This window comes from Actinomycetospora aurantiaca (genome assembly GCF_037401875.1).
In the GTDB taxonomy this organism is placed as follows: Bacteria; Actinomycetota; Actinomycetes; order Mycobacteriales; family Pseudonocardiaceae; genus Actinomycetospora; species Actinomycetospora aurantiaca.
On the sequence record NZ_JBBEGN010000016.1, the window covers coordinates 24865 to 40189 of the forward strand.

The 15325-nt window shown below is 75.0% G+C and carries 13 protein-coding genes; 4 read left to right on the top strand and 9 right to left on the bottom strand.

The window, feature by feature from the left end; genetic code table 11:
• Positions 1-68: 68 nt before the first annotated feature.
• From WCD74_RS23705 to WCD74_RS23735, 7 genes are all read right to left on the bottom strand, one after another.
• On the bottom strand, positions 69-602 hold the full coding sequence (locus WCD74_RS23705; RefSeq protein WP_337697360.1) for a CAP domain-containing protein: 534 nt from the start codon (positions 600-602) through the stop codon (positions 69-71).
• A gap of 93 nt (positions 603-695) precedes the next feature.
• Positions 696-1430 carry a lipoyl(octanoyl) transferase LipB gene (lipB, locus tag WCD74_RS23710; protein WP_337697361.1) on the bottom strand — a complete coding sequence of 245 codons (735 nt, stop codon included), beginning with the start codon at positions 1428-1430 and terminating at the stop codon, positions 696-698.
• A 26-nt stretch (positions 1431-1456) separates the two neighbouring features.
• Positions 1457-2692 (bottom strand): NAD(P)/FAD-dependent oxidoreductase, encoded by a 1236-nt coding sequence (locus WCD74_RS23715; RefSeq protein WP_337697362.1) that lies wholly within the window; start codon positions 2690-2692, stop codon positions 1457-1459.
• Entirely contained in the window at positions 2689-3576 is an 888-nt protein-coding gene (locus tag WCD74_RS23720) for a TIGR01777 family oxidoreductase (protein WP_337697363.1), read from the bottom strand. The genes WCD74_RS23715 and WCD74_RS23720 overlap by 4 nt, the downstream gene beginning before the upstream one ends.
• Positions 3577-3798: 222 nt before the next feature.
• On the bottom strand, positions 3799-5751 hold the full coding sequence (sucB, locus tag WCD74_RS23725) for a 2-oxoglutarate dehydrogenase, E2 component, dihydrolipoamide succinyltransferase (RefSeq protein WP_337697364.1): 1953 nt from the start codon (positions 5749-5751) through the stop codon (positions 3799-3801).
• A 36-nt stretch (positions 5752-5787) separates the two neighbouring features.
• Positions 5788-7170: a dihydrolipoyl dehydrogenase gene (gene lpdA / locus WCD74_RS23730; RefSeq protein ID WP_337697365.1), complete on the bottom strand. Its 1383-nt coding sequence runs from the start codon at positions 7168-7170 to the stop codon at positions 5788-5790.
• A gap of 88 nt (positions 7171-7258) precedes the next feature.
• Positions 7259-8806 (bottom strand): leucyl aminopeptidase, encoded by a 1548-nt coding sequence (locus tag WCD74_RS23735; RefSeq protein ID WP_337697366.1) that lies wholly within the window; start codon positions 8804-8806, stop codon positions 7259-7261.
• A gap of 98 nt (positions 8807-8904) precedes the next feature.
• On the opposite strand from WCD74_RS23735, the gene gcvT reads away from it, so the two are divergent.
• The 4 genes from gcvT (at position 8905) to WCD74_RS23755 (ending at position 13633) form a co-directional block, all read left to right on the top strand.
• Positions 8905-10014 carry a glycine cleavage system aminomethyltransferase GcvT gene (gene gcvT / locus WCD74_RS23740; RefSeq protein ID WP_337697367.1) on the top strand — a complete coding sequence of 370 codons (1110 nt, stop codon included), beginning with the start codon at positions 8905-8907 and terminating at the stop codon, positions 10012-10014.
• Between the two features lie 7 nt (positions 10015-10021).
• Positions 10022-10513: a cupin domain-containing protein gene (locus tag WCD74_RS23745; RefSeq protein ID WP_337697368.1), complete on the top strand. Its 492-nt coding sequence runs from the start codon at positions 10022-10024 to the stop codon at positions 10511-10513.
• A 92-nt stretch (positions 10514-10605) separates the two neighbouring features.
• A complete protein-coding gene (locus WCD74_RS23750; RefSeq protein ID WP_337697369.1) occupies positions 10606-12519 on the top strand; it encodes an MFS transporter in 1914 nt (637 codons plus the stop codon).
• A gap of 10 nt (positions 12520-12529) precedes the next feature.
• Positions 12530-13633 carry a branched-chain amino acid aminotransferase gene (locus WCD74_RS23755; RefSeq protein ID WP_337697370.1) on the top strand — a complete coding sequence of 368 codons (1104 nt, stop codon included), beginning with the start codon at positions 12530-12532 and terminating at the stop codon, positions 13631-13633.
• On the opposite strand, the gene cobS is transcribed toward WCD74_RS23755, so the two are convergent.
• Together cobS and WCD74_RS23765 are read right to left on the bottom strand one after the other, a co-directional pair.
• Positions 13630-14373: an adenosylcobinamide-GDP ribazoletransferase gene (gene cobS, locus WCD74_RS23760; RefSeq protein ID WP_337697371.1), complete on the bottom strand. Its 744-nt coding sequence runs from the start codon at positions 14371-14373 to the stop codon at positions 13630-13632. The two genes, WCD74_RS23755 and cobS, sit on opposite strands and share 4 nt — an antisense overlap.
• On the bottom strand, positions 14370-15323 hold the full coding sequence (locus WCD74_RS23765; protein ID WP_373696120.1) for a nicotinate-nucleotide--dimethylbenzimidazole phosphoribosyltransferase: 954 nt from the start codon (positions 15321-15323) through the stop codon (positions 14370-14372). Before WCD74_RS23765 ends, cobS begins: the two co-directional genes overlap by 4 nt.
• Positions 15324-15325: the final 2 nt, after the last annotated feature.

Consider the following 15325-nt stretch of genomic DNA (forward strand, 5'->3'; position numbering starts at 1 on the left):
GGCGCGCCGGAGCGGTGCGGTCGTCGAGCGGTACGGCCGAACGGACGCGCCGCACGGCCCGGGCCGACTCAGTAGCCGAAGTTCTGCACCCAGTAGTTCTTCGTCCCCGCGAGCCCGACGCCGATCTTCGTGAACCGGCAGTTGAGGATGTTGGCCCGGTGGCCGGGAGAGTTCATCCACGCCGTCATCACCGCCTGGGCGTCCCGCTGACCCTGCGCGATGTTCTCGCCACCGGGGGTCGGGTAGCCGGCGGCCTTCATCCGGTCGACGAAGCTCGACCCGTTCGCGCCGGTGTGCGAGAACGTGCCGGTCTGGTTCATCCAGTCGGCGTGGCGCTGTGCGGACGTGTCGGCCCGGGTGTCGCGGGTCAGGGCCTGACAGCCGTTCTGCTGGCGGTACTGGTTGGTCAGCGCGACCACCTTCGTCAGCTGGGCCGCCTGCGTCGGTGTGACGGCGGTCGGGGCGGCGGTCGGGGCGGGGGCGGCGGACGCGCCCGGCGCCAGGACGGTGAGGCCGGCGAGGACCGCGAGGACGGCGGCGAGGAGCCCGGCCGTCGTGCGCCCGGGCCCCGTGGTCGGGAGGGACTGCTCGTCGTGGGACATGCCGCGACCGTCCGTCGCGATGTCGTCACGCACAGCGTTTGCCGACACGGCGCGCGACGAACGGTGGCTCATGTCTGACGGACGGTGATCAGGTCACAGCATCTGGACGGCAACGTTGCCCACTCTCAGCGTCTCCGTGACCTCCGGACGGAGCAGTTGGTGGTCACTCACCGGCAGATCGCCCGAGAACGCGGCCAGCACGGCGTCACGAACGGCCGAACGGACCTCGTCGACACCGACCCGCCGGCCGAGCTCGGCCGTCAGGCTCGTGACGCCCGCGTCCGCGATGCCGCACGGGACGATCGCGCCGAAGGCGGTCAGGTCCGGGTCGGCGTTCAGGGCGAACCCGTGCAGCGTCGTGCCGCGGCTGACCCGCACGCCGATGGCGGCGATCTTGCGCTCCGGACGCCCCGCGTCGGCGGCCAGCCACACCCCGGAGCGGCCCTCGACGCGGCCGGTCTCGAGCCCGTAGCCGGCGCAGACCGCGATGAGCGCCTCCTCGAGGCGGCGCACGTGGTCGACGACGTCGTAGGGCTGGGCGAGCTGGAGGATCGGGTAGCCGACGAGCTGGCCGGGGCCGTGCCAGGTGATCCGCCCGCCGCGATCGACGTCGACCACCGGCGTCCCGTCGGTCGGCCGGTCCTCGGGCCGGGTCCGCTTGCCCGCGGTGTACACGCTCGGGTGCTCGAGGAGCATGAGGACATCGGGTCCGGTGCGGGCCACCCGCGCGGCGTGGTGGGCGCGTTGCTGGTCCCACGCCGCGGTGTACTCGACGGTGCCCAGGTCCAGGACCTGCATCGGCTCGCTGCTCGCGCGGTGGGACCCCATGGCCCCGACGCTACTCCGGGAGGTGCTCAGTGCAGCGCGGCCAGCGCCGCCTGCGCACAGCGCCGGCCCGAGACGAGGGCGCCCTGCACCGACGGCGTGTCGCGGTGGTCGCCGGCCACGAGGAGGCCGTCGCCGAGGTCGACCGGGCGGCGCAGCCCTGCCGGGGTCGGTGGCAGCGCGGGGGGCAGCGCGTGCGGGATCGGCCGCGTGGCGAGGTGCTCCCACCGGGCGGTCCCCACGCCCCAGATCCGCTCCAGCTCCGCGCGCAGCCGGGGCTCGGGCAGCGGTTCGGCGCCGAGGACCGTGGACACGACGAGGTGGCGGTGGTCCGGGGAGTACGAGGGCACGGCCGCCGTCAGGACCATCGTGTTGACGATCGGGCCGCCGGTGCCGTCGAGGTGGAGCAGGCCGCGGCGCGTCGGCGGCTCGTCGGTCACGTGGTAGTGGCTCGTGAGCGCGAACGGGCGCGGGGCCTCGACCCGGCCGTCGAGCAGCGCCGCGGCGTCGGTGCCCTCGGTCGCGACGATCACCGCCCCGGCCCGGACCGGGCCGTGGTCGGTGGTCACGCGGCCGGGCGCGACCGCGCGGACCGGGGTGTCCAGCCGGACGGTGCCCGCCGGCAGCCGCGCGGCGAGGTGGGTGGTCATCGCGCCGATGCCGCGGCCGGGCAGGGTCAGGTCGCCGAGGGCGAAGGTGCGCCAGAACAGCGAGACGACCCGCGAGGACGTCGCGAGCTCGCCGTCACCGAGCACCCCGGACAGGAACGGGCGCAGGAAGCGGTCGACGTCCGCGCCGTGGAGACCGAAGCGGGCGAGGTCGTCGGCGGCCGACCGTTCCGGCGCCGCGGCCTGCCGCTGCGGCGGGGTCAGCACCGAGCGCGCGGTGAACGCGGCGACGCCGAGCTTGCCCCGCAGCGAGAGCAGCCGGGTCACGGCGGTGCGCGGCAGCCACGACGGGCGCCGCGCCACGTGGTGCAGCGTCCCGTCCTCGGTGCGGACCGCGGCGCCGGGGACGAACGGGTGCAGGTCGAGCGCGGACAGGTCCACCGCGGCCCGCAGCGCCGGGTAGGAGGTGTTCAGGATCTGGAACCCGCGGTCGACCAGGAACCCGTCGACCGTGTCCGTGCGCACGCGCCCGCCGACCCCGTCGGAGGCCTCGCACACCAGGACCGACCGCCCGGAGCGGGCCACGGTGCGGGCGGCGTTGAGGCCGGCCAGGCCCGCGCCGACGACGAGGACGTCGACCTGGTCGGGCAGGCTCATTCCAGCACCGCGGACAGGGCCGCCTGCAGCGTCTGGTGCTGGAACGCGTACCCCTCTCCCTCGAGGACCCCGGGCAGCACCCGCTGGCTGACCAGCACGCCCTCGTCGGCGAACTCGCCGAGCACCGCGCGCATGGCGAAGCCGGGCACCAGCCACGGCGCCGGCCGGTGGATCGTCGAGGCCATGACGCGGGTGAACTCGGCGTTGGTGACCGGCGCGGGGCCGGTGGCGTTGAGCGGCCCGGACACCGAGTCGTGCTCCAGGGCGTGGGTGATCGCGCCGACCTCGTCGTCCAGCGAGATCCACGGCCAGTACTGCTCGCCGGACCCGAGCTTGCCGCCGAGCCCGAACTGGAAGATCGGCTTGAGCCGCCCCATGAGCCCGCCGGAGTGCGAGAGCACCAGACCGGTGCGGACCGTCACCACGCGCGCGCCGGCCTCGCTCGCCGGGGCGGTCGCGTTCTCCCAGTCGCGGCACAGGTCGGCGAGGAACCCGCGGCCGCGGGCGCCGGTCTCGTCGACCGCGACCTTCCCGGTGTCGCCGTAGAACCCGACCGCCGAGCCGCTCACGAGCACCGGGATGCCGCGGGCGGCCACCGCGCGGGCGAGCACGTCGGTGGGGATGGTGCGGCTGTCGCGCAGCTCCTGCTTGCGGGCGCCCGACCAGCGCTTGTCGCCGATCCCGGCGCCGGACAGGTTGATCACGGCATCGGCGCCGTCCAGCGCGCCGTCGTCGATCCGTCCCGACGGCGGGTCCCAGCCGCGCTCGTCGGGCGCCTGTGGCGTGCGCCGCACCAGGCGGATCACCTCGTGGCCCCGGCCGCGCAGGTGGGGGACCAGGGCGGTGCCGATGAGTCCGGACGAACCGGAGATGACGACGCGCATGGGAGTGATCGTCGCGGAGTCGCTGCGGCCGCGCGACCCGGGCGCGCTGTCCGGTTCGTCGCGGTGCGGCGCCGATGGCGAGCGAAGGGCCCCTCCGGTCGACTAGACGGGCCGTGGGCGCCCTTCGCCAGGTGCGGCCGGCCCGCTCCGGAACGAGCGAAGGGCCCCTCCGCGCGATCTGGTCGCGCGACGGGGCCCTTCGGTCGGAACGTGGGCCGGGAGCTAGACGAGCCCGAGGTCCGCCTCGAACGCGCCCGCCTCCAGGCGTGCCTTGACCGACCCGAGGAACCGGGCGGCGTCGGCGCCGTCGACGATGCGGTGGTCGTAGGACAGGCAGAGGTAGAGCGTCGAGCGGATCGCGATCGACTCGCCGCCCTCGCTGTCGGTGACCACGACCGGCTTCTTGACGACGGCCCCGGTGCCGAGGATGCCGACCTGCGGCTGGTTGATGATCGGGGTGTCGATCAGCGCGCCGCGCGACCCGGTGTTGGTGATCGTGAACGTCCCGCCGGAGAGCTCGTCCGGGGAGATCTTGTTGTCCCGGGTCCGCTGGGCGACGTCGGAGATCTTGCGGGCCAGCCCGCCGAGGTTGAGGTCCCCGGCGTCGTGGATGACCGGCACGATCAGGCCGGCGGGGGAATCCACCGCGATGCCGAGGTGCTCGGCGCCGTGGTAGGTGACCTCGCCCTTCTCCGTGTCGATCATGGAGTTGACCTGCGGGTGCGCCTTGAGCGCCTCCACGGTGGCCAGGGCCATGAACGGCAGGAAGGAGAGCTTGACGCCCTCGCGGCGCTCGAAGTCGGCCTTCGCCCGGTCGCGCAGGCGCGCGATCCGGGTGACGTCGGCCTCGACCACGGTGGTCAGCTGCGCGGAGGTCTGCAGCGACTCCACCATGCGCTTGGCGATCGTGGCCCGGCGGCGGGAGAGCTTCTGGGTGGTCCCGCGCAGCCCGGAGTCGTCCGGGGCCGGGATGGCGGCGCTGCGGGCGCCCGCGGGCTTCTGCACCTCGCCGCCGTGCACCGCGCCCTGCGAGCCGTCCGACGGGGTCGCGGCCGGCTGACCGGCCGATGGCGCGGCCGACGCCTGCTGCTGCTTGGCCTGGTCGGCCTCGTCCGCCGCGGCCACCACGTCCTGCTTGCGGATCCGCCCGCCGACCCCGGTGCCCGAGACGGTCGACAGGTCCACGCCGCGCTCCTGGGCGAGCTTGCGCACCAGCGGCGTGACGTAGGGGGACCCGGCCGCCTCGCCGCCGCCGGTGCCGTTCGACGGCGCGCCGCCGGACTGCAGCGCCCCGGCGTTCGCGGGTCCGCTCGCCCCTGCCGGCTGCTCGGTCTCGTGCGAGACGTAGTCGTCGGCGCCGGAGGCGGCCACGGCACCGCCCGAGCTCTGGGCGGTGTTCGCGCCGTCCGAGGCGGCGGGCTGTGCCTCCGGCTCCGGCTGCCGCTGCTCCTGCTGCGGCTCGGGCTCGGGCTGCTGCTGCGGCTCGGCCGGGGCCGACCCGCCGCCGGAGGAGGAGCCGGCCGAGCCGTCGCCGACGACCGCGAGCGCGCCGCCGACCTCGACGGTGTCGTCCTCGTTCGCCCGGATCTCGAGCAGGGTGCCCGCGACCGGCGACGGGATCTCGGTGTCGACCTTGTCGGTGGACACCTCGAGCAGCGGCTCGTCGACCTCGACGGAGTCCCCGACCTGCTTGAGCCAGCGGGTGATCGTGCCCTCGGTGACCGACTCGCCCAGCGCCGGCATCTCGATGGTCGTCCCGGACCCACCCGACGAGCCGGACCCACCGGAGCTGCCGGAGCTGCCACCCGACGACGACGGCGCGGCCGACTGCGGCTCGGGCTCGGGCTCCGGTTCCGGCTCCGGTTCCGGCGCGGCCTGCTCCTCGGCCTGGCCGCCCGCGGAGCCCGCGGAGTCCGAGGAGTCGCCACCGCCACCGGACCCGTCACCGATCACGGCGAGGTCGCCGCCGATCTCCACGGTGTCGTCCTCGTTCGCGACGATGCGCTCGAGGACGCCCGCCTGCGGCGAGGGGATCTCGGTGTCGACCTTGTCCGTCGACACCTCCAGCAGGGGCTCGTCGACCTCGACGTGGTCGCCCTCCTGCTTCAGCCACCGGGTGATGGTGCCCTCGGTGACGCTCTCGCCGAGAGCAGGCATCTGGACGGTGTAGGCCATCGTGCTCGGTACTCCTTGTCAGGCGTGGTGGGCGGGTCAGCCGTGCGCGTGCAGGGGCTTGCCGGCCAGCGCCAGGTGCGCCTCGCCGAAGGCCTCGTTCTGCGTCGGGTGCGCGTGGATCAGGTTGGCGACCTCGACCGGGAGAGCCTCCCAGTTGTAGACCAGCTGCGCCTCGCCCACGAGCTCGCCGACGCGGGTGCCGATCATGTGCACGCCGACCACCGGCGAGTCGTCGGTCGTCCCGCCCTTGACCAGCTTGATCGCCCCGGCGGTGCGCAGGATCTGCGACTTGCCGTTGCCGGCGAGGTCGTAGGTCGTCGTCTGCACCTCGCCGTAGGCCTCCTTGGCCTGCGCCTCGGTCAGCCCGACCGACGCGATCTCGGGCTCGCAGTAGGTGACCCGCGGGATGCCCTTCTCGTCGATCACCGGCGGGTTGAGCCCCGCGATCTCCTCGGCCACGAAGATGCCCTGCTGGAACCCGCGGTGCGCGAGCTGCAGGCCGGGCACGATGTCGCCGACCGCGTAGACCGACCCGACCCCGGTGCGCAGCCGCTCGTCGGTGCGCACGAACCCGCGGTCGAGGGTGACGCCCTGCTCCTCGTAGCCGAGGTCGGCGGTGTTCGGGCCGCGGCCCACCGCCACCAGCAGCAGGTCGGCCTCGATCTGCTCGCCGTTCTCCAGGCTGATCGTCACCGCGTCCGCGGACTGCTCGACGCCGGTGAACTTCGTGCCGATCTTGAAGGCGATCTTGCGCTTGCGGAACTGGCGCTCGAGGGACTTCGAGAGGAACTCGTCCTCGTTCGGCACCAGGTGCGGCAGCGCCTCGACGATCGTCACCTCGGAGCCGAAGGAGCGCCAGACGCTCGCGAACTCGCAGCCGATGACGCCGCCGCCGAGCACGACCACGCGGTCGGGCACGTAGTCCAGGTTGATCGCCTCGGTGGAGGTGATCACGCGGCCGCCGAGCTCGAGCCCGGGCAGCGTCTTGGAGTACGAGCCGGACGCCAGCACGACGTGGCGGCCGGTGTAGCGCTGCCCGTCGACCTCGACGGTGTCCTGCCCCACGAGCCGGCCGTGACCCTCGATCATGGTGACCTTGCGGGACTTGATCAGCCCCTGCAGACCCTTGTACAGCTTCCCGACGACGCCGTCCTTGTAGGAGTTCACCCCGGACATGTCGATGCCGGACAGCGAGCTCTTCACACCGATCTGCTCGCCCTCGCGGGCGTTGTCGGCGACCTCGGCGGCGTGCAGCAGCGCCTTGGTCGGGATGCAGCCCCGGTGCAGGCAGGTGCCCCCGAGCTTGTCCTGCTCCACGAGGGCGACCGAGAGGCCCAGCTGCGCCGCGCGCAGCGCGCAGGCGTAACCGCCCGAGCCCCCGCCCAGGATGAGGACGTCGTAGGTGTCGCTCTCGCTCAACTCACTTCTCCCGCGTCGGCGTGTGACGTGCGGTCTTCCCGACGACCATCCTTCCACCGCGGGCAAACCGGTCCACGAGGTGATCGCCTCAGCCGTGCGCGGCGACGTCGGCGAGGACGGCGGTCAGCGTGCGCACCGGCATCCCGGTGCCGCCGCGGGGCGTGTACCCGTGCGGGCCGCCGGTGTTGAACGCCGGACCGGCGATGTCGACGTGCGCCCACGGCACGTCGTCGGCGACGAACTCGCGCAGGAAGATGCCGGCCGCGAGCATCCCGCCGAAGCGGTGGTTGGTGACGTTCGCGATGTCGGCGACCCGCGAGTCCAGGTCGCCGCGCAGCTCCTCGGGCAGCGGCATGGCCCACGCGCCCTCGCCGACGGAGGCGGCGGCCGCCGCCACGCGGTCGCGGAACGCCTCGGCGCCCATCACCCCGGCGGTGCGCGCGCCCAGGGCCACGGTCTGCGCGCCCGTGAGCGTCGAGGTCTCCACCAGGTAGTCCGGCGAGTCCTCGCACGCCCGCACGATCGCGTCGGCCAGGATCAGCCGGCCCTCGGCGTCGGTGTTGAGGACCTCGACGGTCTTCCCGCCGTACATCGTCAGCACGTCGCCCGGGCGGTAGGCCGTGCCGGACGGCATGTTCTCGGCCATCGGCACGACGGCGGTCACGTTCACCGCGAGACCCAGCTCCGCGGCCAGGCACACCGTGGCCACCACGCACGCCGCCCCGGACATGTCCGAGGTCATGTGGTCCATGTTCGCGGCCGGCTTGATCGAGATGCCGCCGGTGTCGAACGTGATCCCCTTCCCGACGAGGGCCACGGTGCGCGTGGCGTCCGGGTGGGAGTGGGTGAGGCGGACCAGCCGCGGCGGCCGCGACGAGCCACCGCCCACGCCCAGCACGCCGCCGTAGCCGCCCGCCGCGAGCGCGTCCTCGTCCAGCACCTCCACGCCGACCCCGACCGTCTCCGCCAGCTCGGAGGCCCGGCGGGCGAACTCGGCCGGGAACAGGTCGTTCGGCGGGGTGTTGATCAGGTCACGTGCCGCGCAGACCGCCCGTGCCGTCATCGCCGCGTCGGCCAGCACGGCGCGCTCGCGCTCGGGAGCGCCGCCGCTGCCGCCCGGGGCGCCCAGGAAGTAGACCGTGCGCGTCGGGTCGTCCTCCGCGCTGCGGTAGTCGGTGAAGGAGTAGGCGCCGAGCACGGTGCCCTCGATCGCGGCCGCGAGATCGAGCTCGGAGAGCGTGGTGCCGACCGTCGTCGCGGTCCGCGGCAGCGCCCGCGCCGCCGCGCCCGACGCCCGCCGGACCTGCTCCGCGAGGTCCGGGCCGCCCTGCAGGCCGGCGGGCGCCGACTCCGGCCCCAGCCCGACCGCGAGCAGCAGCGGCGCGGTGACCGCTCCCCGCGTCGGGACCTTCACGACCTCCTCGGCCTTCCCGGTGGCCCCCGTCAGCGCCAGCAGCGAGGCCAGCTCGCCGTCGAAGGCGCTCGCCACGCCCTGCGCGCCGACCAGGACCGGGGCGACCGGCTCGGCGGCGACCCCGCCCGCGGCCTCGCCGGGCCGCATGCCGACCACGAGGACGTCGACGACCGCGCCCGCCGCCGCGGCGTCGCTGAGTTCGAGCTCGGGCGGGGTGCTCACGATCGGTGTGCCTCCGGGTCCGTCGGTGATCGGGGATGGTGTGACCGCATGCTAGGACGGACCCCCGACGACGCGCCGTGCCGTACGGTCCCGGACCCGTGACCGACCTCCGACGCAGCCCGCTGCACGCCCGCCACGAGGCCCTCGGGGCCACGTTCGCCCCGTTCGGCGGGTGGGAGATGCCCGTCCAGTACTCCGGCACGGTCGCCGAGCACACCGCCACGCGCGAGGCGGTCGGCCTGTTCGACGTCAGCCACCTGGGCAAGGTGCGGATCTCGGGCCCGGGCGCCGCCGCCTTCGTCGACCGCTGCCTGACCAACGACCTCGGCCGCATCGTCCCGGGCAAGGCGCAGTACACGCTGTGCTGCGCCGAGGACGGCGGGGTCGTCGACGACCTCATCCTCTACCTGGTCGGCGACGACGAGGTGTTCGCCGTCCCGAACGCCGCGAACTCCGCCGGCGTGGGGCGCGCGCTCGCGGAGGTCGCGCCCGAGGGCATCACGGTGGCCGACGAGCACGACGCGCACGTCGTGCTCGCGGTGCAGGGCCCCTCGTCGCGCACGGTCCTGGCCGAGACCGGCGTGCTCCCCGACACCGGGGACGTCGACCTGGACTACATGGCCTTCGTCGACAGCTCCTGGGACGACCGCGAGATCCGGGTCTGCCGCACCGGCTACACCGGCGAGCACGGCTACGAGCTGATCGCGCCCGCGGGGATCGCGGAGACGCTGTGGGACGCGCTGGCCGCCGTCGTCGCCGAGCGCGGCGGGCTGCCCGCGGGCCTCGGTGCCCGCGACACCCTGCGCACCGAGGCCGGGCTGCCCCTGCACGGCCAGGACCTCGGCCCGGAGATCACCCCGAACCAGGCGCGCTGCGGCTTCGCCGTCGGGTGGAAGAAGGACGAGTTCTGGGGGCGCGAGGCGCTGCTGGCCGAGCGCGAGCGCGGGCCGCGCCGGCGCTCGTGGGGCCTGCGGGCCACCGGTCGCGGGGTGCCGCGCGCGCACATGGCGGTGCAGCTCGGCGGGAGCACGGTGGGGGAGACGACGTCGGGCACCTTCTCCCCGACGCTGCGGCACGGGATCGCCCTCGCGCTGCTCGACACCGCGGCCGGACTGGCGGAGGGTGACGTCGTGACCGTCGACGTCCGGGGACGCGCCCTCGAGTGCGAGGTCGTCGCCCCGCCCTTCGTCCCCTCCCACGTGCGGTGAGATCCCGATGAGCTTCCCGACGGTGCCCGACGCCGCGCCCGGCGTCTACCGGTACCGCGACGAGGCCGAGACGGCCGGCCCGGCCCGCTTCATCGCCCCGGGCGACGTCGTCGGGGGCGGCTTCGGGCTCTTCGAGTCGGCGGCCGCGCCCGGGCGGATCGGGGCGGTGCCGCACTACCACCAGGGGTTCTCGGAGTCGTTCTGGGTGATCTCCGGGCGCCTCGCGGTGATGAGCGACCGGACGTGGCAGGTGCTCGGCAGCGGCGACTTCGCCCACGTGCCCGTGAACGGGGTGCACGCCTTCGGCGCCCTGGGCGACGAGCCCGCCCGCTTCCTCATCCTGTTCGTCCCCGGCGCGCCCCGCGAGGAGTACTTCCGCCGCCTCGCCGAGTGCCTCGAGCGCGGGGCCCCGCCCGACGAGATCGACGCCATGGCCCGGGAGTGCGACCAGGTCAACCTGCGCGACTGGCCCGCGCAGGCCCGCTTCGCGGAGCTGTGACCGCCGGATCATCGACAGGACTTTGCTTAGCGCAGTACAACTAACGCATGTCCCACGATGCCCCGGCGAGTCCGTTTCGCCAACCGAAGGCCGTGTGGGCCGTCGCGTTCGCCTGCGTCATCTCCTTCATGGGCATCGGGCTCGTCGACCCGATCCTCCCGGCGCTGGCCGAGCAGCTCTCCGCGACGCCCGCGCAGGTCTCCCTGCTGTTCACCAGCTACCTGCTGATCACCGCGGTCGCGATGCTCGTCACCGGCTGGGTGTCCAGCCGCATCGGGGCCAAGGCCACGCTCGTCACCGGCCTGGCGATCATCGTCGTGTTCGCCGCCCTCGCGGGGTTCTCCGGCTCGATCGGTGAGATCGTCGGCTTCCGCGCGGGCTGGGGCCTGGGGAACGCGCTGTTCATCGCGACCTCGCTCGCCGTCATCGTCGCGAGCGCCTCCGGCGGCTTCGCCGGCGCGATCATCCTCTACGAGACCGCGCTCGGCGTCGGGATCGCCCTCGGGCCCCTGGTCGGCGGGCTGCTGGGCTCGGTGAGCTGGCGGGCGCCGTTCTTCGGCGTCGCGGTGCTCATGGCGGTCGCGCTGATCGCGACGCTGGTGCTGCTGGAGAAGACGCCGAAGCCGGCGGAGAAGATCTCCCTGCTCGCCCCGCTGGCGGCCCTGCGCCACCGCAGCCTCGCGACGATCGCGCTGACCGCGTTCGCCTACAACTGGGGCTTCTTCACGCTGCTGGCCTACTCGCCGTACTCCATGGGCGACCTCGGGCCGCTCGGCCTCGGCGGGGTGTTCACCGCCTGGGGCGTGCTCGTCGCGGTCTTCGCGGTGTTCGCCGCACCGGCCCTCGAACGCCGCTTTGGCACCGTCCGCGTCCTGTACTTCGTGCTCGGCCTGCTCGCGGTGGACCTGCTGGTCATCGCGATCTGGCAGGACACCCCCGGCGTCGTGATCGGGGCGGTGATCGTCGCCGGCGCGATGATCGGGCTGAACAACACGCTGGTCACGCAGGCGGTCATGTCCGTGGCCCCGGTGCCGCGCCCGGTCGCGTCGGCCTCGTACAGCTTCGTGCGCTTCCTGGGCGGCGGACTGGCGCCGTTCGTCTCCGGCCTCCTCGCCGAGGCGTTCCTGCCGAACACGCCGTTCTGGGTCGCGGCGCTCGTCGTCGCGGTGGGGATGCTGGTGCTCGCCACCGCTCACCGGCTGCTGCGGGCCGCGGAGACGGGCTCCGACGAGGGCGTTCCGGACGGCGGGGCGGTGCCGGTCGCGGGGGACCGTCCGGTCCTCGTCGCGCTCGACGACGCCCCGCACGCCGCCGCAGTGCTCGCCACCGCGGCCCGGCTGGCCCGGACGGTCGACGCGCCGCTGCTGCTGGTGCACGTCGCGGAGGACGCCGTGATCGGCGACGCCGTCGGCTCCGACCCGACGGTGCTGGTCCGCGCGTCCGGCCTCGACGACCTGCGCGTGGACACCGAGCCGCTCGCGCCGGTGGCGTCGCACGACCAGGTCGGGCCCGCCCTGGCCGACCTCGCCGCGGCCCGGGACGCCCGGGCGATCGTCGTCGGGAGCCCGCACGGCGGCCCGCTCGCCGCCCTGGCCCGTCCCAGCGCCGACCGTGCCCTGTTCGCCCGCGCCGACCGGCCGGTGATCGTGGTCCCGGCGGGGATGTCGGGGTCGCCGGCGGTCAGCGATGGTCCATCGCTGACGTCAGGTGTGCGAACGGCGCCACTCACGCACGAGCCGCTGGTCACCGGGCGGGTGCACGACGGCGAAGGACGGCCGGTCGGGGCGGTGCTGACGCTCGTGGACGCCGACGGCCACCAGCTGGGCCGCACCGAGACCGACGGGGACGGCGGGTTCGGACTGGCGAACCCGGGCCGCGGCAGCGGGCTGCTGGTCGTGCGGGGCCGTGGCGGGGGAGCGCCCACCGTGGTGTCGGTCGGGCTCGGCGCCTCGGCCACGCACGACGTCGAGCTGCGAGACGTGTTGGCCGTCGGGGGTGCGGTTTAGAGTGAGCGCCATGTCGAGCACGGCCTTCGAGGTCCTCCCGCACCCCGCCCCGGCGACGGAGGAGCGGGTCGCGGAGGTACTGGCCGCGCCGGGCTTCGGCAGGTTCTTCACCGACCACATGGTCACGATCCGCTGGGACGCGGCGCGGGGGTGGCACGACGCGAAGGTCGAGCCCTACGCGCCGCTGCAGATCGACCCGGCGTCGGTGGTGCTGCACTACAGCCAGACGATCTTCGAGGGGCTCAAGGCCTACCGGCAGCCCGACGGGTCCATCGCCTCGTTCCGGCCGTGGGCCAACGCGGAGCGGATGGCGCGCTCGGCCGAGCGCCTCGCGATGCCGCCCCTGCCCCAGGACCTGTTCCTCGGCTCGATCTCCGAGCTGCTCGCTATCGACCACCGGTGGGTGCCGGCGGCGGGCGGCGAGGAGTCGCTCTACCTGCGGCCCTTCATGTTCGGGTCGGCCTCCGGGCTCGGGGTGCGCCCGAGCGAGGAGTACCTCTACCTGCTCATCGCCTCCCCGGCGGGCGCCTACTTCCCGCGCGGGCTCGCGCCGGTGAGCGTGTGGCTGTCCACCGACTACGTGCGCGCGGTGCCCGGCGGCACCGGCGAGGCCAAGTGCGGCGGGAACTACGCCGCCTCCCTCGCCGCGCAGGCGCAGGCCGCCGCCCAGGGCTGCGACCAGGTGGTCTGGCTCGACGCGCTGGAGCACCGGTGGGTCGAGGAGATGGGCGGGATGAACCTGTTCTTCGTCTTCACCGACGCGCAGGGCCACCACGAGGTCGTCACGCCGGAGCTCTCCGGCTCGCTGCTGCCCGGCATCACCCGCCGCTCCCTGCTCGAGCTGGCCCGCGAGGACGGCGCGACCGTCACCGAGCGCCGCATCTCCACCGACGAGTGGGAGAAGGAGGTCGCCTCCGGCGCCCTCACCGAGGTGTTCGCCTGCGGGACGGCGGCCGTGATCACGCCCGTCGGGTCGGTTAAGTACGACGGCGGGTCGTTCGAGATCGGCGACGGCACGCCCGGCCCGGTCACCGCCCGCCTGCGCGAGCGCCTCACCGACATCCAGCGCGGTGCGGCGCCCGACCCGCACGGCTGGATGGCGAAGCTCGGCTAACCCAGGGCCAGCTCGGCGAGGGCCATGGTGACGGCGACCTCGGAGACGGCGCCGAACACGTCCCCGTTCACGCCGCCGAGGCGCCGGACGGCGTGCCGGGCCAGCAGGACCACACCCACGGCCGCGACCACGAGGGCGAGCGGTCCCTGCCAGGGCCGGCCGGGGACGGCGAGGACCGCCGCGGCCCCGAGGACCACGAGCCACGCGAGCGGGACGAGCGGGTGCTGCGTCCCCGCCACGAGAGCGCCCAGCCCGCCCTCGCTGGCCGCCGGGACCCGTTTTCGGGCGCACCAGCCGAACGACGCGCGCCCCGCGGCCCAGGCGACGGCGGTCCCGACGGGGCCGACCGCCGGCAGCGCGGCCGCCTGCGCGACGAGCACGACGACGAGCGTGACCACCCCGAACGCGCCCGTCGTCGGGTCCTTCATGACGGCGAGCGTGCGGGCCGCGTCGCCGTAGGAGCCGAGGCCGTCGGCGAGGTCGGCGAGTCCGTCCAGGTGCAGGCCGCGGGTCAGCAGGGCCCCGACCGCGACGCCGACGATCCCGGCGAGCAGGTCGGGCGCCCCGAGCACGCCGAGGCCGGCGACGACCCCGCCGACGGCCCCGCCGATCACCAGCCCCACGACCGGGGCGAGCGCGAGCGCCCGGCCCGCCGTCCCGCGGTCGAACGCCCGGGCCCGGACCGGGGCCACGCTGAACAGCGAGAGGGCGAGCCGGACGGCGGCCGCGGCCCCGGTCACGAGCCGGCGGCGACCCGCGCGGCCATCGTCACGAGCGGGACCGCCGCGAGGGCCCCGGTGGCGGCGCCGGCGCGCAGGTCGAGCAGGAGCAGCGGGTCGGCGCCGAGCAGTTCGAGCGCGAGGGCCTGGGCGGGCTCGGTGTCGCGGGTCGCGGCGAGCCACCAGGAGCGCGCCCCGGGGGAGCGGGAGTCGGCGAGCACGGCGGCGACGCAGACGGCGGCGCCGTCGAGCAGGACCGGCGTGCGACGGCGGGCCGCCTGGGTGAGGAACCCGACGAGTGCGGCCAGGTCGGCGCCGCCGGCTACGCGCAGCAGGCCCTCCGGGTCACGGCCGACGGCCTTCGTGCGGCGCAGCGCGTCCCGGACCGCGGCGGCCTTGCGCATCCACGCGTGGTCGTCGATGCCGGACCCGCGCCCCACCACGGCGACCGGTTCGCGGCCGCCGATCGCGGCGGCGAGCACGGCGGTCGGGGTGGAGACACCCACGGCGAGCTCACCCGGGACGAGCAGGTCGGCGCCCTCGTCCACGGCGGCGTCCGCGGCCTCGACGCCCGCCGTCAGGGCCGCCTGCAGCCCCGCGTCGGTCAGCGCGTCCTCCCGGTCGATGCGCCCGCTCGGTCCGTCGCCGACCTCGACCACCCGCACGTCGGCGCCCGCGATCGTCGCCAGCGAGTTCGTCGGCGACGTGCCCTCGCGGACGGCGGCCAGGCGCGTGCCGGTCTCCGCGGGGTCGAACGCGGACACCCCGGCCCCGGCGATCCCGTGCTCGGCGGCGAAGAGCACCACCCGCGGCGCGGCGGGCGGACGCGCGGGCGAGCGCGCCTGGCACGCCGCGAGCCACGCGGCGACGTCCTCGAGCCGGCCGAGCGCGTGCGTGGGCAGCGGCAGGCCGTCGAGGTGGCGACGCAGGTCGGTGCGGGCGGCGTCGTCGGGTGGTGCCACCGACGGCATCT